This is a genomic window from Sphingomonas asaccharolytica NBRC 15499, assembly GCF_001598355.1.
Classification (GTDB): Bacteria; Pseudomonadota; Alphaproteobacteria; order Sphingomonadales; family Sphingomonadaceae; genus Sphingomonas; species Sphingomonas asaccharolytica.
On sequence record NZ_BCYU01000014.1, the window covers coordinates 53,689 to 76,473 of the forward strand.

Here is a 22,785-nt window from a genome sequence, read left to right on the forward strand (position 1 = left end):
ATTTGTGCAAGTCGTGCGACGATGGGATTTCACCTTTGCCGCGCGCTGTGGCACGGTCTGCCGATGCGCGGACGGGGTATGATGGGACGAATGGCGGCGGCGATCACGCTGACCGCCGGGTTGTGGGTGACAACGGGGTCGGCGAACGCACAGGACGATGCGGCGTTTCAGGCCTATCTGCAAAGCGTGCGCAGCCGCGCGCTTGCCCAGGGCGTGAAACCGTCGAGTGCCGATTCGGTCTTGGCCGGGCTCACCTTCAATCAACGCGTGATCGATCTCGATCATGCCCAGCCGGGAGGCAATCCGGCCAATCCGACCAATAGCGCGTCGCCGCCGTTCGCGCCGTACCTTCGCAGCCATGTCGACGCCGCCCGAATCGGGCAGGGCAGGGCGAAGTACCTGGCCGAACGCGCGCATCTGCGCAGCATCGAGAGCGAAACCGGTGTCCCCGAATCGATCATGGTCGCGATCTGGGGACATGAGACCAATTACGGCCGGATCATGGGCAATTTCGACCTGCCGCGGGCCTTGGCGACTCTGGCCTATGATGGCCGTCGCCGCTCGCTGTTCGAAGGTGAATTGATCGCGTCGATGAAAATGGTCGATCGCGGCGTTTCGCGCAGCCAGCTCGTCGGCAGCTGGGCGGGCGCGATGGGCGGGCCGCAATTCCTGCCGTCGGTCTATCTCCGCATGGCGCGCGATGGCGATGGCGATGGCCGCGCCGACATCTGGAACAGCGACGCCGACACGCTCGCCTCGATCGGCAATTATTTCTACAATGCCGGATGGCGGCGTGGGCAGCCCTGGGGCCTTGCCGTCTCGGTACCCGCGACGTTCGATCGCTCGGGCGTGACCAACAAGCTGATCTCGCCGCGCTGCCCCAAAGTGTTCGCTCGACAAAGCGGCTGGCGGTCGATCGCCGAATGGCGCGCGCTGGGGATCGTGCCACAGTTGAAGGCGTGGCCGGCGGGCAATGTGCAGGCGACGCTGATCGAGCCGGACGGACCCGGCAAGACCGCCTATCTGCTGACCGGCAATTATCGGGTTATCCTCGATTACAATTGTTCGAATTTTTATGCGTTGAGCGTGGGGCTGCTGGCGGATGCGGTTGAGTAACGGGGCGTTCGGGGCCGGGCTGGGGGCATGCCTGGTCCTGGCGGGGTGCGTAGGAAGCGGCGGGTCTGGTGACGGACCACGCTTGTCTGATCCGACCTATGGCAGCGCGCCGCGAGGCGGTTATCCACAGACCTATCCACCATCTAGTCCACAAGAGGCGCCGCAGCCGACGCCGCTCGCTTCGGCCGGCGCGCCCGATGTCGTGCCGCCGGCAGGCCGACCCGCGCCGCTCTCTGCCGACGAAGCCGATGCCGGGCCGCCCTCATCGGATGGTCCGCGCGCCACCTCGGGCCGCGGCGAGTCGCGCTACGACGAAGTCGGCTATGCCACCTGGTACGGCGATGAGCTGGCGGGCGGGCGCACGGCATCGGGCGTTCCGTTCGATCCCAAGGGATTCACTGCGGCGCATCGCACGCTGCCGCTCGGCTCCTATGCCGAGATAACCGCGCTCGACACGGGCCGCACGATCCTGGTCCAGATCAACGATCGCGGGCCGCGGCAGACCAATTTGCTGATAGACCTCTCTCAAGGTGCGGCGCGGACGCTAGGCATAACCGGACGCGAGGCAGTGCGCGTCCGCGCGGTCACCGTCAGTCCGTCCGATCTCGCCGCGTTGCGCGCGGGCGAACCGGGGGCGCCGCGACTGGATACGCCGCCGTCATTGCTTGCTGGGCTCCGCCAGCGGCTGAGCGGCGCTCCAGGTCCCATTGCCGGGCCACCGAAGATCCAGCCGCGCCCGCCGCTTGTCCGCATCCCGCCCGAGCCTCAAGCAGCCAAGCCGCCGATTAAGAAGCCGATTCCGACCGGCCCGATCGCCGGTGGATTCTACGTTCAGGTGGCAGCCTTTTCGAGCCAGCCCCGCGCCACAGCACTCGCCAGGAGCCTGGGCGGACAGGCTGTGCCTGCCGGCCAGGTATGGCGCGTGCGGATGGGACCCTATTCGACGAAAAATCAGGCCAGCCAGGCACGTGACGCAGCGGCGGCGCGCGGCTATGGCGATGCCCGTGTGGTCCGCCAGGACTGATCTTACCACTGCTTTAGCGTACGGACTGTTGTCACCATGACCTTTATGCCCAAGATGATCCACCTGAGCGCAGCGTCCGCTCTGGTCCTGGCCGCCATGCCGGCCACTGCCGCCGCGCCGACCTTCGATACTCCCGCGCCCGTCGCCTATATGGTCGACCTGTCGTCGAACGCGACGCTCTATGCCAAGGACATCGATCACCGCATGCCGCCGGCATCGCTGGCGAAGATGATGACGGTCTATGTCGTGTTCGACATGCTCAAGAAGGGCCAGATCAAGGCCGATCAGCAATATACGATGAGCCCGGAGACCTGGAAGAAGTGGCACAGCCAGGGATCGACGATGTTCCTGAAAGCCGATGAGAGCGTCAGCGTCGACAATCTGCTCAAGGGCATCGTCACCTTGTCGGGCAATGACGCCTGCGTCGTGCTGGCAGAAGGCATATCGGGTACCGAACAGGCGTTCACCGATCGGATGAACGACGCGGCGAAGAAATTGGGCCTGACCAACAGCCATTTCGGCACGTCGAACGGCTGGCCGGACAATGGCGTAACCTACGTCACCGCGCGCGACCTCGCCAAGCTGGCAGAGGCTACGATTCGCGACTTCCCGGATCTCTATAAGCGCTATTACGCGCTGCCGAATTTCACCTGGGGCACCCAGATGAACGGAACGGCGATCGATCAGGCCAATCGCGATCCGTTGCTGGGCGTCGTCGCAGGTGCCGATGGGCTGAAGACCGGCCATACCGAAGAAGCCGGCTATAGCTTCGTCGGATCCGCGATCCAGAACGGCCGTCGCCTGGTGATGGTGGTCGCCGGGTTCACCGGCTTCAACCAGCGCAAGGAAGAATCGGTCAAGTTCATGAAATGGGGATTCGGCGCCTGGCAGTCGCATCCCATCGTCGCCAAGGGCAAGCAGATCGCCACCGCCGAGGTCCAGCTGGGATCGTCGAGCAGTGTCGGGCTGGTCGCGGCCGACAATCTGGCGATGACGGTGCCGTCGGGCACTACCCCCAATACCAACGCCAAGGTCGTCTATGACGGCCCGCTCAAGGCGCCGATCAAGGCGGGGGACCATGTCGCCGACCTGATCGTGACCTCGCCCGGCATGCCCGATCAGCGCTTCCCGCTGGTCGCCGACAAGGATGTCGGCCAGGCCGGGTTCTTCGGTCGCGCCTGGACCGGGCTCATGCAGTTGTTCGGCGGCTGACGCAAAAATGGCGCACGGCAAGTTCCTCTCGATCGAGGGCGGCGAGGGCGCGGGCAAGTCGACCCAGGTCCGACGGCTGGCGGATGAGCTGCGTGCCCGCGGCCTCGACGTCATCGTCACGCGCGAGCCAGGCGGCAGCGAAGGCGGCGAGGCAATCCGCGACCTGTTGATGCAGGGCGAGGTCAAGCGCTGGAGCTCGCATACTGAGGCGTTGCTATTCGCCGCGGCGCGCGCCGACCATGTCGAAAAGGTGATCCAACCGGCGCTCGGTATCGGCACTTGGGTGATCAGCGATCGCTTCATCGATTCATCGCGCGCTTATCAAGGCGTGGCCGGCGGCATCGACGACGCGGCTGTGCTCGCGCTGCACGGCTTCGGATCGCGTGGGCTGCTGCCCGACCGCACCTTAGTGCTCGAGGTTCCGCCGGAGATCGGGGCGGAACGCGCCGCGGCGCGCGATGGCGCGGCTGCTGATCGCTTCGCCGCGCGCGCGCGGGCCTTTCATGACGATGTCGCAGCGGCGTTCCGGCGCTTCGCGGCGGCCGAGCCCGACCGCGTGCGATTGATCGATGCGGGGGGCGACGTGGATAGTGTAGCGGCGGACGTGATCGAGGCGGTCGCCGACCTGCTGCCATGACGTCACTCTATGGTAACCTTGCGGCGCGGCAGGCTTTTTCCGCCGCGATCGATAGCGGGTCGCTGCATCATGGCTGGATTTTCGCCGGCCCAGAAGGGGTGGGCAAAGCACAGTTCGCGATGCTGGCGGCGCGCCGGCTCCTGGCCGAGCCGGGACAGCCGGACGATTTCGAAATTCCGCCCGGTGATCGTACGCAGCAATTGATCGATGCGGGGTCGCATCCCGATCTCAAGCTGCTCCAACGGTTGCCGCGCGACGAGAAGAAGCCGGAGCAGGGCCTGGCCCGCAGCATTCGCGTCGACCAGGTCCGCGAGCTCGACCATTTCCTCGGCGTGAAACCGACTTATTCGGATCGTCGCGTGGTAGTGATCGATACCGCCGACGATCTCGAGCGGCCCGGTGCGTCGAACGCCTTGCTCAAGAATCTGGAAGAACCGCCCGCCGGCACGATCTTTCTCCTAGTCAGCCACGCGCCCGGTCGCTTGCTGCCGACCATCCGTTCGCGCTGTCGGATGCTGCGATTCGAAGCCCTGAACGACGCCGACATGCGCGCGGCGCTCAACGATACCGGTGTTGCAGCCAAGGAAATCGACGAACTGATCCGCGTGGGGCAGGGGTCCCCGGCGCGCGCGTTGGCCATGGCCGGCCTCGATATCGCCGGGCTCGACAGGGCGCTGGCAGACATGGCGACGGGTGACGCGAGCAACGCGATCCGCGCCGAACTTGCCCGGGCGCTGTCGCTCAAGGCGGCGCAGGAGCGTTACGAAGCCTTTCTCGAGCGCGCGCCGAGCTTTATCGCCGCGGCCGCACGGACCCGGTCGGGCGAGGCATTGCGAACCGCGCTCGATGCCCATGACGCCGCGCGCAACCTGGCCGCCAGCGCGCTTGGCCTGTCGCTCGACGCGCAGGGAACGGTATTCGAGATGGCCGGGATCGTCGCTCGGCTGGCGCCAGCCGCGCCGCTGGCCGCTTCCCGCCGCTGATAACTGCCGCCCATGCGGCGGGAGGTTCCATCCGCGCGGGACCTGCACTAGAGGGCAGGGCATGGCCGAACCCTATTATATCACGACCGCAATCAGCTACCCCAATGGCCGCCCGCATATCGGCCATGCTTATGAAGCGATCGCCGCCGATGCGATCGCGCGTTATCATCGTCAGGCCGGGCGCGATGTGCGGTTCCAGACCGGGACCGACGAACACGGCCTTAAGATGGTCCAGACCGCGCGTGACCGCGGCGTCGAAACGCGGGCGCTTGCCGATGAGATGTCCGGACATTTCAAGGCGATGGATGACCGTCTTAACATATCATACGATCGCTTCATCCGTACCGTCGAACCCGACCATCACGCCGCCAGCCGGGCGATCTGGGAGGCGATGGCCGCTGCCGGCGACCTGTATCTCGATCGCTATGAGGGCTGGTATTCGGTCCGCGACGAGGCCTTCTATGACGAAAAGGAGCTGGTCGAGGGGGAAGGAGGCGAAAAACTGTCGCCCCAGGGCACGCCGGTCGAATGGACCGCGGAGGAAACCTGGTTCTTCCGGCTGAGCAAATACCAGCAGCCGTTGCTCGATTTCTACGCCGCCAATCCGAGCTTCATTCAGCCCGACGCTCGGCGCAATGAGATGATCGCGTTCGTGGCAGGCGGGTTGACCGATTTGTCCGCCTCGCGCACCAGCTTCGATTGGGGCGTCAAGGTGCCGGGCAGCGACGGCCATGTCATGTACGTCTGGGTCGACGCGCTTACCAATTACCTGACCGGCATCGGTTATCCCGATCTGGACGGGCCGCTTGGCAAATACTGGCCCGCCGATCTGCATCTGATCGGCAAGGATATCGTTAGATTTCATGCGATTTACTGGCCGGCCTTCCTGATGAGCGCGAACATCGCTTTGCCCAAACAGGTCTTCGGCCATGGCTTCCTGCTCAATCGCGGGGAGAAGATGTCGAAGAGCGTCGGCAACGTGACCGACCCGATAGAGCTTGCCGACCGCTTCGGGGTCGATCCGCTGCGCTATTTCCTGTTGCGCGAAGTCAGCTTCGGGCAGGATGGCAGTTATTCGGAAGAAGCGATCGTCACGCGCTGCAACGCCGATTTAGCCAACAATCTCGGCAATCTCGCGCAACGCTGTCTGTCGATCATCGCCAAGAATTGCGACGGACGCGTTCCCGAGCCCGGCGCGGCGACCGCGGCAGAGGAAGCGCTGGTCGAGAGCGTGAAAGCTGCCGAGGCGGGCATGCATGCCGCGATGAGAGACCTTGCGATCCACGCCGCGCTCGACGCGATCTGGTCGGCCGCGCGCGACGCCAACCAATATTTCGCCGACCAGGCACCGTGGAGCGTGCGCAAGATCGACCCTGCGCGCGCCGACACCATCCTCTATTATGCCGCCGAAGCCGTGCGGCAGATCGCGATCATGGCGCGCTGGGCGATCCCGGAAAGCGCCGACAAGTTGCTCGATCTGCTGGGGCAGGGGGCGGACGTCCGCAATTTCGACGCGCTCAACCGGCCGATCGAGGCGGGAACCACGCTGCCGGCGCCGACCGGGGTGTTTCCGCGGCTCGAAATGGCGGTGGACGCGGCATGAGGCTCGCCGACAGCCATTGCCACCTCAATTACAAGGGCCTGGCCGAGCACCAGACCGACGTCCTGCAACGTGCGCGCGACAGCGGCGTCGTGGCGATGCTCAACATCTCGACTCGCGAGCGCGAATGGGATGACGTCGTCGGCGTTGCCGAGCGCGAGCCGGACGTCTGGGCGACCATCGGCGTCCACCCGCATGAGGCCGACCAGCATCCAGATGTCGATACCGCCAAGCTGATCGAGCGCGCGGCGCACCCGCGGGTCGTCGGGATCGGCGAGAGCGGGCTCGATTATTATTACGATCATTCGGATCGCGAGCGTCAGCGCGCCAGCTTCCGCGCGCACATCGCAGCGTGCCGCGAAACCCAACTGCCGCTGGTCGTCCATACCCGCGACGCCGAGGAGGATACCGCCCAGATCTTGCGCGAGGAAATGGAGCAGGGGGCTTATCCCGGCGTCATCCACTGCTTCACCGCTAGTAGCGATTTCGCCGACAAGGCCTTGGAACTTGGCTTTTATATCTCCATTTCGGGCATCGTGACCTTCAAGAGCGCCAAGGACCTGCAGGAAACGGCGGCGCGACTGCCGCGTGAGCGCTTGCTGATCGAAACCGATGCGCCGTTCCTCGCTCCCGTCCCGCATCGCGGCAAGACGGGCGAACCCGCTTTTGTCGCCGATACCTGTCGCTTCCTGGCGCAATTGCGCGGCGAGGATGCCGACGAACTGGCCGAGGCGACCCGCGCCAATTTCCACCGTTTGTTCGCCAAGACGCTGGCATGAAGGTCCACATCCTCGGCTCGGGAACGTCGTCGGGGGTGCCGCGGATCGGCAATGACTGGGGTGCCTGCGATCCGACCGAGCCCCGGAACCGCCGTCGCCGCGTGTCGATCCTGGTCGAAACGGCGACGACACGCATCCTGGTCGATACCGGGCCCGATTTGCGCGAACAATTGCTGTCTGCAGATGTCGATCGCGTCGATGCGGTCATCTGGACCCATGACCATGCCGATCACACGCACGGCATCGACGATCTGCGCCAGCTGTTCCACGCTGCCGGACGGCCGGTGCGCGGCCTCGCGCGACCGTCGACGGGTACGGTCCTGACCGAGCGCTTCAGCTACGTCTTTGCCGGCCGGGATGGTTATCCGTCGACCGTGACGCTCGAGCCGCTGCCCAACCGGCTGACGATCGGCGACCTGTCGATCTCAGTCACCGATCAGCCGCACGGCTCCATCCAGTCGGCGGGACTGCGCTTCGAAGCCGATGGCGGCGCGATCGGATATGCCACCGATTTCAACGTTATGACCGACGGTATGCGTAGCTTGTATCAGGATCTCGACCTGTGGATCGTCGACGCGCTCCGACGCCATCCGCACCCGAGCCATCCGAACCTCGCCGAAGCACTGGCCTGGATCGAGGAACTCCGCCCGAAACGGGCCGCACTGACGCATCTCGATCAGTCGATGGATTATGCGACCTTGCTCGCCGAACTCCCGAATAACGTCGAACCGGCGTATGACGGGCTCGAAGTCGAGGTGGCGCGATGAGCGATACGACCGGAAACGTGATTTTCTACGTGCTGCTGCTCGTGCTGCCGCTGTCGGCGCTGTTCGCGCGCCGCATGCCGTTGGGCCGCGTCGCCGTCATGGCGCTGGCCTGGATCGGCATCTTCGCCACCGGGTTGGTAGTGGTCGCGATCGTCAACCAGAACCAATGGCTGATCTCCGGCACACGCGCGCTGTTCTACGGGCCCGATCAGTCGGTTGTCGGCAGCGAAGTGCGCATCCCGATGGCCGATGACGGCCATTTCTGGGCGCGCGCGACGATCAACGGTGTCGAGTGCGTCATGCTGGTCGATAGCGGCGCAACCGTGACCGCGCTGTCCATGACGACCGCGGCGGCGGCGAAGATCGATCTCGACGGCATGGCGCCACCGGCGGTCGTGTCGACCGCCAACGGAACGGTGACCGGCAAGTCGGCAAGCATCGCGTCGCTCAAGGTGGGCGGAATCACCGCGACCGATTTGCCGACGATCGTCGCGCCCGAATTCGGCGATCAGGACGTGCTGGGAATGAATTTCCTGTCGCGGCTCAAATCCTGGCGGGTGGAGGGGAAAACGCTGATCCTCACCCCAAACCCCAAGTGAGTTTTACATAATGTATATTATCGATCTCGAGGATGGCCGAGCGGGGGGCTCCCCCTTCGCATGAGCGGCGTCGATATCGAGCGTCTGGTGGCGATCATGGCGCGGCTGCGCGACCCGGTAAGCGGCTGCGAATGGGACACGGTCCAGACATTCGCGACGATCGCGCCGTACACGATCGAGGAAGCCTATGAAGTCGCCGACGCGATCGAGCGCGCCGACATGGCCGACCTCAAGGACGAACTCGGCGATCTGCTGCTCCAGGTCGTGTTCCACGCGCGCATGGCCGAGGAAGCCGGCGATTTCGTGCTCAACGACGTCGTCGCGGCGATCTGCGACAAGATGGAGCGCCGGCATCCGCATATCTTTGGCGACGCTGCCGAGGGTGGCCATTACCTCTGGGAACAAATCAAGGCCGCGGAGCGGGGGGCCAAGGGCGCCGAAAGCGCGCTCGACGGCGTCGCGATCGGCCTCCCCGCTTTGCTCCGCGCCGAAAAGCTCCAGAAGCGCGCCGCGCGCACCGGTTTCGACTGGCCCGATGCCAGCGGACCACGTGCCAAGATCGACGAGGAACTGGCGGAAGTCGAAACTGCCGCTAGCGACGCCGAGCGTGAGGAAGAAGTCGGCGATCTGTTGTTCGCGGTCGTTAATTGGGCGCGAAAGCTCGACATCGATCCGGAAGCCGCATTACGCGCCGCTAACGCCAAATTCGAACGCCGATTCAGGGCGATGGAAGCCGCCGATGCCAAGTTTTCCGAACGCAGCCTCGATGAGCAGGAAGCGCTCTGGCAAGACGCCAAGGTCGGCGAACGCTCAGGAGCGGTATGAAGCACTTCCTGTTCGTCTGCAGCCAGAACCGGCTACGCAGTCCTACCGCTGAGCATATTTTCGCTAATCATCCCGGAATCGAGGTGAGTTCGGCCGGGACCAACAACGACGCCGAAAATCCGCTGACAGCCGAATTGGTGGAATGGGCCGATACGATCTTCGTGATGGAGCGCGCGCATCGCAACAAGCTGCAAAAGCGCTTCCGTTCTTCGATCGGCGCGCGACGGATCGTGTGTCTCAATATTCCGGACGATTACGAGTTCATGGATCCGGTGCTGATCAGCCTGCTTAAGGCAAGAATGACGCGCCACCTACCGATGAGCGTGACCGAAGACGACTAGTCACGCTGCTGGAATCGCTCAAAATCCCGAGGCGCCATGCGCACGTCGTAGGTGGCATGATCACCATCGACTTCCTGCCCCAGCACTTCGCCATGCTGGTGGAGCCACGCCGCCCCCGCCCCGTCGGCGGCGTCGAGCGTGATCGAATAGCGGCGATGCCCAACGGTCAGCATCACCGCCACCTCGCGCTTCAGCTCTTCCACCCCTTCCCCGCTCATCGCCGAGATCGCGACGACATCGTCTCGGCGCGCGGCGTCGGCCAGCGCATCCTCGCGGTCGTCGCCGTCGAGCAGGTCGATCTTGTTCCATGCCTCGAAGCGCGGTGTCGTGTCTGCGATGCCGATTTCGCGCAGCACATCCTCGACATCGGCGCGTTGCGCTTCGGTATCGGGATGCGCGAAGTCGCGGACATGGATCAGCAGGTCAGCCGAGACCACTTCCTCCAGGGTCGCCTTGAACGCAGCGACGAGCTGGGTCGGCAGCTCGGAGACGAATCCCACCGTGTCGGACAGGATCGCCTTGTCGATTCCGGGCAACTGGATTTGGCGCAGCGTGGGATCGAGCGTCGCGAATAGTAGGTTTTCCGCCATGACGTCAGCGCCGGTCAGGCGATTGAAAAGCGTAGATTTTCCTGCGTTGGTATAGCCGACCAGCGCGATCACCGGCCACGGCGCGCGCTGGCGCCGATCGCGATGCAGCCCGCGCGTGCGGCTGACCTGGTCGAGCTCCTTGCGCAGCCGTGCCATGCGGTCGCGGATCAGGCGGCGGTCGGCCTCGATCTGGGTTTCCCCGGGGCCGCCGAGGAAGCCGAAACCGCCGCGCTGGCGCTCGAGGTGAGTCCAGCTGCGCACCAGCCGGCCGGCCTGATAATCGAGATGCGCGAGTTCGACCTGCAATCGCCCCTCGGCGGTCGCCGCACGTTCGCCGAATATCTCGAGGATCAACCCGGTGCGGTCGATCACCTTGCACTCGAGCGCCGTTTCCAAATTGCGCTGTTGCACCGGCGTCAGGCTGGCGTCGAACACGACGAGCTGTGCGTCCTCCATCCGGACCTGCGCAGCGAGCTGTTCGACCTGCCCCGACCCGATCAACGTCGCCGGCTTGGGCTGGCGGACGCGATAGGCGATCTTTTCCGCGACCTCGACGCCTATGGCTGCGGCAAGCCCCGCCGTTTCCGCGAGCCGGGCATCGGCATCGCGGCTGGCATTGCCCTGGTCGGGCAACACGACGATCGCCCGCGCACCGCGGGCGAATTCGTCGCGATCGCGTTCAAATCCTGTGGTCAATCCTCGTCAGAACCGTTTGATTCTTCAGCGAGATTCAGCGGGCGTGCCGGCTGAATCGTCGATACGGCATGCTTGTACACCAACTGCGCCATGCCTTCACGCTCGAGCAGCATGCAGAACAGGTCGAACGCCGCGATATGTCCCTGAAGCATGACGCCATTGACCAGGAACATCGTCACGCTGTCTTCCGACTTGCGCACGGCGTTGAGGAAGATTTCCTGCAGCAGCGGCGACTTCTTCGGATCCGAGGTGATCGCATCGGTGATCGCCGCGATATCGATCGGGTTCGACGGCATGATGGTCGAAATGGCATGCTTGTAGATCAGTTGCGACTGGCCGTCGCGGCGCAGCAGGACGGAGAAATTGTCGAACCAGGTGACGATGCCCTGAAGCTTCACGCCCTTGACCAGGAACATGGTCACCGGCGTCTTCGATTTGCGGAGGGCGTTCAGGAACAGGTCCTGGAGCGAGGTTTGTTTGTCGGCCATATGGCGATCCTTGGTCTTGGCGGGCCTTGACCCGCATGGCGCCGTTCTCTGGCGTCTGAAACGCATGCCCACGCGGCACGCGCCATGCGTTATATAGGTGATGCCCTGGCCCTACGTCCAGCGCGCTCGCGATATCCTCTTGGGACAGCTCCGGCTATTCATCGCGGCTGTCGGTGATACCCAGCAGCTTGAGCTTGCGGTGCAGCGCCGAGCGCTCCATCCCGATGAAGGTTGCGGTGCGCGAGATATTGCCCGAAAAGCGTCGGATCTGGACCTTGAGATATTCGCGTTCGAACGTCTCGCGCGCCTCGCGCAACGGCGCTCCCATCATCGCCGAAGCGCCCGCGCCCTCGCCCGCGCCGCCCAGCACGTCGGCCGGCAACAGGTCGACGTCGATCCGGCCGATACGATCGCCGGGCGCCAGGATGATCGTCCGTTCGACCACATTCCTGAGCTGGCGGACATTCCCCGGCCATTCATAGCTTTGCAGCGCCACCATGGCGTCATCGGCGACTTCCGGCGTCGGCACGCGGCGTTCGGCGGCATAATGCGCGACGAAATGATCGACCAAGGCCGGAATGTCCTCGCGGCGATCGGCCAGCGGCGGGATCGCGACCGGGACGACATTGAGCCGGTAATAGAGATCCTCGCGAAACCGGCCCCCGGCGATTTCTCCCTGGAGGTCTCGCGCGGTCGCCGAGACGACGCGGACGTCGACCTTGACCGTGCGAGTGCCGCCAACTCGGGTGAAGCTCTGGTCGGTCAATACTCGCAGGATCCGACCCTGCGTCGCGATCGGCATGTCGGCGATCTCGTCGAGGAACAAGGTCCCGCCATGCGCTTGTTCGAGCAGGCCGGTGCGCACCAGGTCGCCCGCTTCCTCGACGCCGAACAATTCCTCTTCGACTCGCTCGGGGATCATCCGCGCGGCGCTGACGACGATGAACGGTCCCTGGGTACGCTGGCTCCAGCTATGCAGCAGGCGCGCGGCGACTTCCTTGCCGACTCCGGCCGATCCCATGATCAGCACGCGGCTGCCGGTACCCGCGACACGCTTGAGTGTCGCCCGCACGGCGTTGATCGCGGTCGAAGTGCCGGTCAGATCGGTGTCGCGCCCGGTTGCGGCGCGCAGGGACGCGACTTCCTGCCGCAATTGCTCGGTTTCGGTCGCGCGGCCGACCATCAGCAACAGGCGATCGGCGTTGAACGGCTTTTCGATGAAGTCGACCGCGCCGCGCCGGATCGCGGCGACCGCGGTGTCGATATTGCCATGGCCGGAAATGACCAGCACCGGGATCGATGCGTCGCGCCGCTTGATCTCCTCGAGCAATTCCAGCCCGTCGAGCCGGGACCCCTGCAGCCAGACGTCGAGCAATACCAGACTCGGCCGGCGCGTCGCGATCGCTTCCAGCGCCGCGTCGCTGTCGGCGGCGGCGCGTGTCTCATAGCCTTCGTCCTGCAGGACGCCAGCTACGAGTTCGCGAATGTCGTGCTCGTCGTCGACGACGAGGATGTCCAGGCTCATGATTTTTGTCCGGTACGGGTAAGCATCGCCAGCGCGCCTTCGCCCTTGCTGGTTTCCGCGGGGTCACGATTGTCTTCGAGCAGGGCGTCGAGTTGGAGAGTGTCGAACACGATCGTCACAATCGTGCCGCCGCCCGGCCGGTCGGCGAAAGCGATGGTGCCGCAATGTTCCTCGATGATCTTCTTGACGATGGCCAGGCCTAAGCCCGTGCCGCGCGCGCGCGTCGTCATATAGGGCTCGACGATGCGATCGCGCTCGAGCGGCAGCCCGATGCCGTTGTCGCTGATCGTCGCGGTCATCAGGCGCTCGCCATGATCGAGCGTGACGTTGATCTCGCCGGGCAGTGCATCCTCGCCGCGCGCTTCGATCGCCTCGACCGCGTTCTTGATGATGTTGGTCAGCGCCTGGCCGATCTGGCGGCGATCGCAGACCAAGGGCGCGGCCTCCGGCGTATCGAGCCGGAAGGTGATGTCGGAATGCGCCACTTCGTGCAGGAACACCGCCTGCCGCGTGAGGTCGATCAGCGACTCGGGATGAAAAACCGGCTTGGGCATGCGCGCGAAGGACGAGAATTCGTCGACCATCCGGCGCAGATCGCCGACCTGGCGCACGATCGTGTCGGTCAGCTGGGCGAAGACGCCGTCCTTCTCGTCGATCGTCTTGCCATAGCGGCGCTGCAGGCGCTCGGCGGCGAGCTGGATCGGGGTCAGCGGGTTCTTGATCTCATGCGCGATGCGCCGTGCGACGTCGGACCAGGCCGCGCGGCGCTGGTCGAGCAATTGCTGGGTGATGTCGTCGAACGTCAGAACGCGGCCGTCCTCGTCGGCGGTGATGCGCACGGCGAGCGTCCGCGGCTCGCCGCCCGTGGTCAATTGCACGATCGATTCGCGTTTATCGCCTGCCAGCAGCTCGGCAAGTTCGGGCGCAACTGCCATCAATTGCGCGCCGACCGCCTGGGCTTCGTCGATCTTGAGCTGGGCGACTGCCGAGGCATTGATCAACTGGATCGTCCCACCGCGATCGACCGAAATCACGCCGGCAGAGACGCCCGACATCACCGCTTCGATCAATGCGCGCCGGCTTTCGAGCGCGCCGGTCTGTTCCTGCAGCCGCTCGGTCATACGATTGAAGGCATTAGCCAGCGTGGCGACCTCATCGTCCGTTCGCGGATCGGGCACGCGTACGGAAAGGTCACCGCCGGCGACGCGGCGCGCGGCCGAGACCATTTCGCCCACCGGGCGAACCAGCCGATCGGCGACGACCAACGCGATCCACACCGCGAAGCCGACGATTAGCAATGCGACGATGAACAGAGCGGCGTTGAATTCCAGCTGCAGCGCACGGGCGCGCGATTGAGTTGCTTTGAATTCGGCAACCACGTCCAGCACGCGCTGAGACTGTCGATCCACCACCGGACCATCGGTGACCCTGCCAGCGTAAAGGAAAATCTGCTTGCTGCCAGGGACCAACGTTAGCACTCGAACGCGATTACCCCTTACCGTCACCATGCTCGGCTCGCCCTTGAGCACAGCAGCTACCGCAATCGGGTCAATTTGCTGCGCCACATTTCCGTATGGGTCGACGCGCGCGATGAACTGGATGTCGTTCTGCTTGTTGATCGTGAATAGCGCTACTTCGGAAAGGGCGCGATAATAGGCTTGCTGACCAAGATAGTTGGGCAACAGAGAACCATAAACTGGATCGCGCGCCTTGCTGAGCGTCGCAGGGTCGGTCGTCTCACTGAGCACCTTGAAATTCGCGGATAGATCGGTGGCGGTGGTCAGAGCCTCTTGGTTCCAGCGAGATAGAGACTGTTCGTATGACTCTTGGGCAAGCGTGGTTGCATTTTTGAGCAAACCACTCACGCGGTCGGACAGCCAGAATTCGACGCCGTATTGGAACATCACCGACGCGAAGATCACCGCAAGCACGGTCGGCACGGTGGCAATGGTCGAGAACAACGCGACCAGGCGGACGTGCAGCCGCCCTTCCCCGCCTGTCCCGGATTTCGCCACGCGGCTCTTCGCGATGCGGCGGCCGAGCAATATGATCAACGCGACGCAAGGGCCCAGATTGACCACCAGCAACAGGGCGACGAGCGGTGGTGTCAACAAGCGTTGCGGCGCCGCGCCGGCACGCACGATGAAATAGGTGGCGACGGCGACCGCGATTGCCAGCACAAGCACGGTCAGCTCGAAAGCTGGGGTAATTCGGGGACGCCGGTCCCAGAAACGCCGGGGCGCGGCCATCATGCTCTCGCCACTCATCGTTGCAGGAATACAACGGTTGCGTGGCAAGGAAAACACATATTTGACGTCAAACCGTCGTAGATCAGGCCCCGTCCGCCGTACCCCCTGGGTCGATCCCCAAAGTGTCGAGGCGTTTGCGCAGCGTATTGCGGTTGATCCCCATCGCCCGTGCCGCCCGCAACTGGTTGCCGCCATGGCGCGCCAGCATCGCCTCGATCAGCGGCCGTTCGACTTCGGCGATGATGCGTTCGTAGATTGTGCCGTCGTCGAGTTCGCGCGGATCTTCGCGCGCAATACGGTCGAGCCGCGCTCGTACCGCCGCGTCGAGATCGAGGGCACCGACCGGCACTGCGGCCGATGGCATACCGATCACGCTCCCCAACTCGCCCGCACCGATCACTTCGTCGCGACTCAGCACGGCGAGCCGGCGCATGATGTTTTCGAGCTCGCGGACGTTGCCCGGCCAGTCATGCGCCTCGAGCGCGACGATTGCAGCCTCGTCGAGGCGCTTGCGCGGCAGGCCGTTCTCGGCGGCGCGGTCGAGGAAATGGCGTGCGAGCAGCGCAATGTCCTGGCGGCGCTCACGCAATGCCGGAAGAGTGACAGGTACGACGTTGAGACGATAGAATAAATCTTCGCGGAACTGCCCAGACTGGACCAGTGCATTGAGGTCGCGATTGGTCGCCGCGACGATTCGGACGTCGGCCCTGATCGTCCGGGCACCGCCCACCGTGGTGAACTCGCCCGACTGCAGCACGCGCAACAGCCGCGTCTGTGCCTCGAGCGGCATGTCGCCGATCTCGTCTAGGAACAACGTGCCGCCCGCCGCTTGTTCGAACCGCCCGGCCGATCGCGCCTGCGCCCCGGTGAACGCCCCACGTTCGTGCCCGAACAATTCCGCCTCGATCAGTTCGCGCGGGATCGCCGCCATGTTGATCGCGAGGAACGGGGCATGCGCACGTGGACCGAGATCGTGGATGGCGCGCGCGACCAACTCTTTGCCGGTGCCCGACTCACCCGAGATCAACACGGTGAGATCGTTCGAAATCACTCGCGCAATGACGCGATAGACGTCCTGCATCGCCGGCGAGCGACCGATCAACGGCAGCGCGCGATCGGCGTCTTCGAGAGCTTCCGCGGCGCCGCCACCCTGGCGGGCCAGCGCACCGTCCACCGCGCGGGTCAGATCGTCGAGATCGAACGGCTTGGGCAGATAGTCATAGGCGCCGACCTCGGTCGCGCGGACCGCGGTCGTCAGCGTGTTCTGCGCCGAGAGGACGATCACGGGGAGCTGCGGATAGGCCTGGACCAACCCGGCCACCATATCGAGGCCGTTGCCGTCGGGCAGGACGACGTCGCTCACCACCACATCGGGCATCGCGGCGCGCAATTCGCGGTTGAACTCGGCCAGGCTCGCGGTCGTGGTGACGCGATGCCCGGTGCGGCGCAGAGCGTGCGCGACCACCGTGCGGATCGCCGAATCGTCGTCGAGCACCAGGATGTTGCCCGATCGGGTCCCCGGTCGATTCACTGCGCGCGCGCCAGCAGGATACGGAAGATGGTCATTTCGGGCGCCCCTTCGCGCGAATATTGCACGACGCCGCCCATATCGCGCACCAATTTGTCGACCAATGCGAGGCCAAGCCCCTGCCCTTCGGGTTTGCTCGACACGAACGGGCTGAACAAATGGTCGGCGATGTCGGCGGGCGCGCCGGCGCCATTGTCGATCACGCACAATTCGATCGGCAGACCGCGCCGAGGCCGGCCGGGACCCGCATCGACCGCCAGGCCATGGCGGTAAGCGGTCGAGATCAGGATCCGCGGCTTCTTGACGCCATCGAGCGCTTCCGCGGCGTTTTTCAACAAGTTGATGACGATCTGCAGCAGCGCGTCATTGTCGGCGAGAACCGGCGGTAGCGACGGATCGAAACTCTCCTCGATCGTGATGTCGCGCGCGAAGCCGGTTTGGGCAACGCGTCGGGCGTGATCGAGCAGCGGGTAGATATTGGTCGGCTGCGGATTGACCTGACGCCCGGTGAAATCCTGCATCTTGTCGATCAGCGCGGCGATGCGGTCGACCTCGGTCGTGATCAGCGTGGTGAGTTCGGCGCCGGCGCCTTCGGCCGCGAGCAATTGCGCCGCGCCGCGAATGCCCGAGAGCGGGTTCTTGATCTCGTGGCCGAGCATCGCGGCGGCTCCGATCACCGCGCGCGCGCCGCTCCGTTCCGCGGACTGCCCGACCTTGCGCGTGCCGCTGGTGGCATGGAGCGCGATCGCGCGCCATCCGTCATGGTCGGCGACCGGCGTCTCGTAATAATCGACGCGCAGCCGGCCGGTGCGTTCGGTGCCGATATCGAAATCGAACGCCGACACCGCCCGCCCATCCCCTGCGCCAGGCGGCGGCGTCAAGACATCGGCAAGCGGCAGGCCGCGCATGGCGCGTTCGGACTGGTTGAGAAGCAACTCGCATTCGCCATTGGCATTGCGCACCAGTCCGTCGGGATCGACCACGAGGATGGCGATCGGCAGTCCGGCGAAAAGCTCGGCGAAATTGGGCGAATCAGGCAGCGGCGCGGGCTCGCCAGGGGGCATAGAATTCGGCCAACATCGCTTTGACGCGATTGGCGTCGGGTTCCTGATTGGCCTTGTTGCGGAACTCGGCCGAGCCGGGCAGGCCCTTGGTGTACCAGCCGATATGCTTGCGCATCATGTTGACGCCGGTTTCGGCGCCATAGTGATCGAGCATATCTTCGTAATGCCCTGCGATCACGTTATATTGTTCTTCGATCGACGGATCGGCGATGGTCCGACCCTGCTGTAGATACGTCATCACCTGACTAAGCAGCCATGGTTTGCCGTACGATCCGCGACCGATCATCACGCCGTCCGCGCCCGACAGCTCCAGCGCCGACACCGCGTCTTCCGACGAGCAGATATCGCCATTGACGATCACCGGCACCTTGACCGCTTGCTTGACGGAGCTGACGAAGCCCCAATCGGCCTCGCCTTTGTACATCTGGTTGCGCGTGCGGCCGTGGACAGTGACCATCTGCACGCCGAGATCTTCGGCGATCCGCGCGAGTTCGGGGGCGTTGAGGCTAGCGTGATCCCAGCCCATCCGCATCTTGAGCGTGACCGGCACGTTCACTGCCTTGACGCAAGCCGCGACGATGGCGCTGGCTAGCTTGAGGTCGCGCATCAATGCCGATCCGGCATCGCCATTTGTCACTTTGCGAACCGGGCAACCCATATTGATGTCGACGATCGCCGCGCCTTTGTCCTCGGCAAGCTTGGCCGCCTCGCCCATCTCGTACGGCGTGCAGCCAACGAGCTGCATCGACACCGGCTCCTCGATCGCGTCCCACATCGCCTTCTGGATCGACTGGCGAGTTTCGCGGATCGCGGCCTGGCTGGCGATCATCTCGGTCACGTTGAGCCCTGAACCGAAGCGCCGGACGAGACGACGGAACGGCAGATCGCTCACGCCCGTCATGGGCGCGAGGATCACCGGGGTCTCGATCCGAACCGGACCGACCTGGATGGGCGCGAGCTTGGTCATGTGCTTAAAAATCGGGCAGCGCATAGCTCGGAGCGATCGCGCTGGCAAGGCCAAGCAGGGTGCGCTAGGCGCGCGGCCATGTCTGCCGAAACAATTGCCTTGATCGTTGCCGCCGGAAAAGGCGAGCGGATCGGCGGTGATACGCCCAAGCAATTCCTGCCGCTCGCCGGGCTGTCGCTGGTCGAGCATAGCCGGCGCGCGCTGGCCGGGCATCCGGGAATCGACCGCGTCGTCACCGTCGTCGCGGCGGGCAACGAGGCATTTGTCGAGGGAGAGACGGCAATCGGCGGCGCGACACGGCGCGAGTCGGTGTTGAATGGGCTCGAAGCGATCGGTGAAGTGCGTCGCGTGCTGATCCACGACGCCGCACGTCCGATCCTGCCAGCGGCGGTGATCGACCGGCTGCTACTCGCGCTGGATAGCGCCAAGGGCGCGGTCCCTACCCTTCTCGTCGCCGATACGCTCGCTGGCAAAGGCGATAGTCTGGGGGACACCGTCGACCGATCAGCGCTGGTTCGCGTACAGACACCGCAAGCGTTCGACTACGCTGCCATCCTTGCGGCGCATAGCGCCTGGCCGGTCAGCGAGGAGGCGACCGACGACGCTCAGATATTGCGCCGTGCCGGCCATGACGTCGCGATGGTCGATGGCGATCCGTTGCTCGACAAGATCACTTATCCCGGCGACATCGCGCTCGCCGAAGCCCGGCTGGGAGCCATTATGCGCGTCAGGACCGCGACCGGATACGACGTCCATCGCCTCGTTGCCGGGGAGCGTTTGTGGCTGGGCGGCGTGTTGATCCCGCACGACAAGGGGCTGTCTGGGCATAGCGACGCCGATGTCGCGCTCCACGCGATCACCGATGCCGTACTCGGCACGATCGCCGCGGGCGATATCGGCCAGCATTTCCCGCCGAGCGATCCGCAGTGGAAAGGCGCCGAGTCTGGGCAGTTCCTCCAACACGCAGGTTCGCTGGTTACGGCCAAGGGTGGTATGATCGATTTCGTCGATCTGACAATCATCTGCGAAGCCCCCAAGATCGGGCCATATCGGGACGCTATCCGCGATCGCATCGCGGCGCTGTTGCGGGTGTCGCGCGAGCAGATTAGCGTCAAGGCGACGACGACAGAGCGGCTAGGGTTTACCGGCCGTGGCGAGGGGATTGCCGCGCAGGCGGTGGTGACCATCAGGATCTAAGGGACAGGCAATGAAGAAGGTGACGGGCGCGGCGATCGCGCTGTGGATCGGTATGGCGGCGACCACCGCGCAGGCGGCGGCCGAGGCACAACCCTGCCTGACCGAGGCGGAAGCGCAATCGCTGATCACCGCGGTGCTGCCGGATGTGTTCCAGCAGGTCGGCCGGACCTGCAGCGGCGTGTTGCCGGAGAATGCTACATTGCGTGGTGGTCTGCCGCCGCTCGTCGCGCGCTATCAGGCGACGGCGGATCTCGCCTGGCCGCAAGCACTGGCGGCGTTCGGCAAGATCGGCGGCAAGGATATGGCGGGGATCGACCCCAAATTGCTCCGTCCGATGATGAGGCCGATGATCGCGGGTGCGATCGCCCAGGACATCAAACCGCGCGATTGCGCGACGATCGACCGTGCGATCGGCCTGATGTCGCCGCTGCCGCCTGCCAATACCGCCGGTCTAATTGTGCTGATCGCTTCCGTCGCGGGAGGCAAGGACAAGAAGGACAGCCCGTTTTCGATCTGCCCGGCTGCGGCAGCGGCGCCGGCGACGGCACGACCGTGACGATCGACACCGTCCTGCCCGCCGAGCTCGTCGCTTTGGCGCGCAAGGTCGTCGACGCCAACAAGGCGCTCGGCCGCAAATTTGCGCTCGCGGAAAGCTGCACCGGCGGTCTCGTCGCTGCGGCGATCACCGAAATTCCGGGGTCGTCAGAGGTCCTCCTCGGCGGGTTCGTGACTTATTCGAACGAGTCCAAGGTCGACATGCTCCGCGTCAGCCATGACGTGCTCGATACGTTCGGCGCGGTGTCGATCGCGACTGCCTGGTCGATGGCGCAGGGCGCGCTGGAAGCGACCGACGCCGATCTCGCGGTGGCGATCACCGGCATTGCCGGCCCTGGCGGCGGCAGCGAGAAGAAACCGGTCGGAACCGTGGTGTTTGCGCGCGCCGAGCGCGACGCCGATCCGTCGGATGTCGTTGCCGACCGCAAGGATTTCGGCGATCTCGGCCGCGGCGGCATCAGGCTTCAGGCGGCGCTGGTCGCGCTCGAATTGCTGATGCCGCGCGGATCGGACGTACCCGCGCCGTAAAGCTGGGCCGCGCGCGCCTCGAACGCGCTCGTCATCCGGGTCAGCGCCGATGAGAAGACCTGACCTGCGAGCATCTCGAACACGCGATTCCTGAACGCGAAGTCGACCGAGAAATCGACCTCGCAGCCTCCCGGCGCGGCACGGAAGTGCCAGTCGTTGCTCAGGTATTTGAGCGGGCCGTCGATATAATCGACATGGATCGTATTGGGCCGTTCCTTGCGAACCTTCGACGCGAAGGTCTCGCGCAGCCCCTTAAAGCCGACGATCAGGTCCGCGACCATCTCGGTCGGCGTATCGCTGCGCAGCCTGACCGCGCTGACCCAGGGCAGGAATTCCGCGTAGCGCCCTACATCGGCCACCAGGTCGAACATCTGCTCGGGCGCATAGGGAAGGAAGCGGGTCTCGGTATGACGAGGCATCAGGCCCTCTGAGCGAGCCTCGCCTCACGGTTCGCCTTCATCTTCGCGAAATCGTCGCCGGCATGATAGCTCGACCGCGTCAGCGGCGACGAGGCGACTAGCAGGAAGCCCTTGGCGCGCGCGATCGCGGCATAAGCGTCGAACGCCTGGGGCGTGATGAAATCCATCACCTTGGTGTGGCGCGGGGTCGGCTGGAGATATTGGCCCATCGTAAGGAAATCGACATCGGCGGAGCGCATGTCGTCCATCACCTGGTGCACCTCGAGCCGCTCCTCGCCCAACCCGAGCATGACGCCCGACTTGGTGAAGATCGACGGGTCGAGCTTCTTGACCGACTCGAGCAGCCGCAGCGACGCATAGTAACGCGCGCCGGGACGGATCGTCGGGTAGAGCCGCGGCACGGTTTCGAGATTGTGGTTGTAGACGTCCGGACGCGCCGCGACGATCGCCTCGACCGCCGCTTCATGCTTGTTGCGGAAATCAGGAGTCAGTATCTCGATCGTCGTAGTCGGATTGGCCTTGCGGATCGCCTCGATCACCCGGACGAACTGCCTGGCGCCGCCATCGGGAAGATCGTCGCGGTCGACCGAGGTCACCACGATATGCTGCAGCCCCATCTGCGCCGCGGCATCGGCGACGTTCTGCGGCTCCATCGGGTCCACCGCGCGCGGCATGCCGGTCTTGACGTTGCAGAAGGCGCAGGCGCGCGTGCACGTATCGCCCAGGATCATCACCGTGGCGTGCTTCTTCGACCAGCATTCGCCGATATTCGGACAGGCCGCTTCCTCGCACACCGTCGTCAGGCTCTTCGCGCGCATCAGCGCACGCGTCTCGGCAAAGCCGGCCGAGGTCGGTGCCTTGACCCGGATCCAGTCGGGCTTGCGCTGGCGCGGCTCGCGCGCGACGGGAGAAATCTCGTTCATGCATGCGCAGATAGCGAGCCTAGGGTCTGTACTCAATGGCGGCGGGGCCGAGACGGAACGGATTTTGGCGCGTAGAGGGCGTCACTCGTCGGTCACGATGCTTACTGCATCGCTCCCTCCTCGCTCCTACCCACGCGACAAAATCCGCCCGCCGCTTCGCGGTTGCGTTATGG

General features: G+C 64.8%; 23 protein-coding genes. 14 read left to right on the plus strand and 9 right to left on the minus strand.

Going from position 1 to position 22,785, the window contains the following annotated elements; genetic code table 11:
• The first annotated feature begins 90 nt into the window (after positions 1–90).
• From SAS01S_RS05725 to SAS01S_RS05775, 11 genes are all read left to right on the plus strand, one after another.
• Positions 91–1,116 (plus strand): lytic murein transglycosylase, encoded by a 1,026-nt coding sequence (locus SAS01S_RS05725; RefSeq protein ID WP_245656760.1) that lies wholly within the window; start codon positions 91–93, stop codon positions 1,114–1,116.
• An 82-nt stretch (positions 1,117–1,198) separates the two neighbouring features.
• Positions 1,199–2,140, plus strand: a complete 942-nt coding sequence (locus SAS01S_RS22415) for a septal ring lytic transglycosylase RlpA family protein (protein WP_066806093.1) — start codon at positions 1,199–1,201, stop codon at positions 2,138–2,140.
• Positions 2,141–2,194: 54 nt separating this feature from the next.
• Entirely contained in the window at positions 2,195–3,352 is a 1,158-nt protein-coding gene (locus SAS01S_RS05735; RefSeq protein ID WP_439646833.1) for a D-alanyl-D-alanine carboxypeptidase family protein, read from the plus strand.
• A gap of 7 nt (positions 3,353–3,359) precedes the next feature.
• Complete coding sequence (gene tmk, locus SAS01S_RS05740) at positions 3,360–3,989, plus strand: dTMP kinase (RefSeq protein ID WP_066806095.1); 630 nt, start codon at positions 3,360–3,362, stop codon at positions 3,987–3,989.
• Complete coding sequence (locus SAS01S_RS05745) at positions 3,986–4,972, plus strand: DNA polymerase III delta subunit-related protein (protein ID WP_066806097.1); 987 nt, start codon at positions 3,986–3,988, stop codon at positions 4,970–4,972. The genes tmk and SAS01S_RS05745 overlap by 4 nt, the downstream gene beginning before the upstream one ends.
• A 61-nt stretch (positions 4,973–5,033) precedes the next feature.
• Positions 5,034–6,575, plus strand: a complete 1,542-nt coding sequence (gene metG / locus SAS01S_RS05750; protein ID WP_066806100.1) for a methionine--tRNA ligase — start codon at positions 5,034–5,036, stop codon at positions 6,573–6,575.
• The gene (locus SAS01S_RS05755; RefSeq protein WP_066806102.1) at positions 6,572–7,351 is read left to right on the plus strand and encodes a TatD family hydrolase; all 780 of its coding nucleotides are present in this window, start codon (positions 6,572–6,574) and stop codon (positions 7,349–7,351) included. Before metG ends, SAS01S_RS05755 begins: the two co-directional genes overlap by 4 nt.
• Positions 7,348–8,118 (plus strand): MBL fold metallo-hydrolase, encoded by a 771-nt coding sequence (locus SAS01S_RS05760; RefSeq protein ID WP_066806103.1) that lies wholly within the window; start codon positions 7,348–7,350, stop codon positions 8,116–8,118. The genes SAS01S_RS05755 and SAS01S_RS05760 overlap by 4 nt, the downstream gene beginning before the upstream one ends.
• A complete protein-coding gene (locus SAS01S_RS05765) occupies positions 8,115–8,717 on the plus strand; it encodes a retropepsin-like aspartic protease family protein (protein ID WP_066806104.1) in 603 nt (200 codons plus the stop codon). Before SAS01S_RS05760 ends, SAS01S_RS05765 begins: the two co-directional genes overlap by 4 nt.
• Before the next feature lie 60 nt (positions 8,718–8,777).
• Positions 8,778–9,542, plus strand: coding sequence for a nucleoside triphosphate pyrophosphohydrolase (mazG, locus tag SAS01S_RS05770; protein WP_066806105.1), 765 nt, complete (start codon positions 8,778–8,780; stop codon positions 9,540–9,542).
• Positions 9,539–9,883 carry a low molecular weight protein tyrosine phosphatase family protein gene (locus SAS01S_RS05775; protein WP_066806107.1) on the plus strand — a complete coding sequence of 115 codons (345 nt, stop codon included), beginning with the start codon at positions 9,539–9,541 and terminating at the stop codon, positions 9,881–9,883. The genes mazG and SAS01S_RS05775 overlap by 4 nt, the downstream gene beginning before the upstream one ends.
• On the opposite strand, the gene hflX is transcribed toward SAS01S_RS05775, so the two are convergent.
• From hflX to dusB, 7 genes are all read right to left on the minus strand, one after another.
• Positions 9,880–11,169: a GTPase HflX gene (hflX, locus tag SAS01S_RS05780; RefSeq protein WP_066806109.1), complete on the minus strand. Its 1,290-nt coding sequence runs from the start codon at positions 11,167–11,169 to the stop codon at positions 9,880–9,882. The genes SAS01S_RS05775 and hflX overlap by 4 nt on opposite strands.
• Positions 11,166–11,723, minus strand: coding sequence for an RNA chaperone Hfq (gene hfq / locus SAS01S_RS05785; RefSeq protein ID WP_084238561.1), 558 nt, complete (start codon positions 11,721–11,723; stop codon positions 11,166–11,168). Before hfq ends, hflX begins: the two co-directional genes overlap by 4 nt.
• An 88-nt stretch (positions 11,724–11,811) precedes the next feature.
• The gene (ntrX, locus tag SAS01S_RS05790) at positions 11,812–13,182 is read right to left on the minus strand and encodes a nitrogen assimilation response regulator NtrX (protein ID WP_066806113.1); all 1,371 of its coding nucleotides are present in this window, start codon (positions 13,180–13,182) and stop codon (positions 11,812–11,814) included.
• Complete coding sequence (locus SAS01S_RS05795) at positions 13,179–15,434, minus strand: sensor histidine kinase NtrY-like (protein WP_066806150.1); 2,256 nt, start codon at positions 15,432–15,434, stop codon at positions 13,179–13,181. The genes ntrX and SAS01S_RS05795 overlap by 4 nt, the downstream gene beginning before the upstream one ends.
• A gap of 79 nt (positions 15,435–15,513) precedes the next feature.
• Positions 15,514–16,962, minus strand: coding sequence for a nitrogen regulation protein NR(I) (gene ntrC, locus SAS01S_RS05800; protein WP_066806115.1), 1,449 nt, complete (start codon positions 16,960–16,962; stop codon positions 15,514–15,516).
• Positions 16,959–18,023 (minus strand): two-component system sensor histidine kinase NtrB, encoded by a 1,065-nt coding sequence (locus SAS01S_RS05805; protein WP_066806117.1) that lies wholly within the window; start codon positions 18,021–18,023, stop codon positions 16,959–16,961. The genes ntrC and SAS01S_RS05805 overlap by 4 nt, the downstream gene beginning before the upstream one ends.
• On the minus strand, positions 17,992–18,990 hold the full coding sequence (gene dusB, locus SAS01S_RS05810; RefSeq protein WP_066806119.1) for a tRNA dihydrouridine synthase DusB: 999 nt from the start codon (positions 18,988–18,990) through the stop codon (positions 17,992–17,994). Before dusB ends, SAS01S_RS05805 begins: the two co-directional genes overlap by 32 nt.
• A gap of 78 nt (positions 18,991–19,068) precedes the next feature.
• On the opposite strand from dusB, the gene SAS01S_RS05815 reads away from it, so the two are divergent.
• Genes SAS01S_RS05815 through SAS01S_RS05825 form a run of 3 tightly spaced genes read left to right on the plus strand, consistent with a single transcriptional unit; the run spans position 19,069 to position 21,270 of the window.
• A complete protein-coding gene (locus SAS01S_RS05815) occupies positions 19,069–20,187 on the plus strand; it encodes a bifunctional 2-C-methyl-D-erythritol 4-phosphate cytidylyltransferase/2-C-methyl-D-erythritol 2,4-cyclodiphosphate synthase (RefSeq protein WP_066806121.1) in 1,119 nt (372 codons plus the stop codon).
• 10 nt (positions 20,188–20,197) lie between these two features.
• Positions 20,198–20,743 (plus strand): hypothetical protein, encoded by a 546-nt coding sequence (locus SAS01S_RS05820; protein WP_066806123.1) that lies wholly within the window; start codon positions 20,198–20,200, stop codon positions 20,741–20,743.
• 2 nt (positions 20,744–20,745) lie between these two features.
• A complete protein-coding gene (locus SAS01S_RS05825; RefSeq protein WP_157082681.1) occupies positions 20,746–21,270 on the plus strand; it encodes a CinA family protein in 525 nt (174 codons plus the stop codon).
• On the opposite strand, the gene SAS01S_RS05830 is transcribed toward SAS01S_RS05825, so the two are convergent.
• Both SAS01S_RS05830 and lipA read right to left on the minus strand, forming a co-directional pair.
• Positions 21,207–21,689, minus strand: a complete 483-nt coding sequence (locus SAS01S_RS05830; RefSeq protein WP_066806127.1) for a type II toxin-antitoxin system RatA family toxin — start codon at positions 21,687–21,689, stop codon at positions 21,207–21,209. The genes SAS01S_RS05825 and SAS01S_RS05830 overlap by 64 nt on opposite strands.
• On the minus strand, positions 21,689–22,612 hold the full coding sequence (gene lipA, locus SAS01S_RS05835; protein ID WP_066806129.1) for a lipoyl synthase: 924 nt from the start codon (positions 22,610–22,612) through the stop codon (positions 21,689–21,691). The genes SAS01S_RS05830 and lipA overlap by 1 nt, the downstream gene beginning before the upstream one ends.
• Positions 22,613–22,785 lie beyond the last annotated feature (173 nt).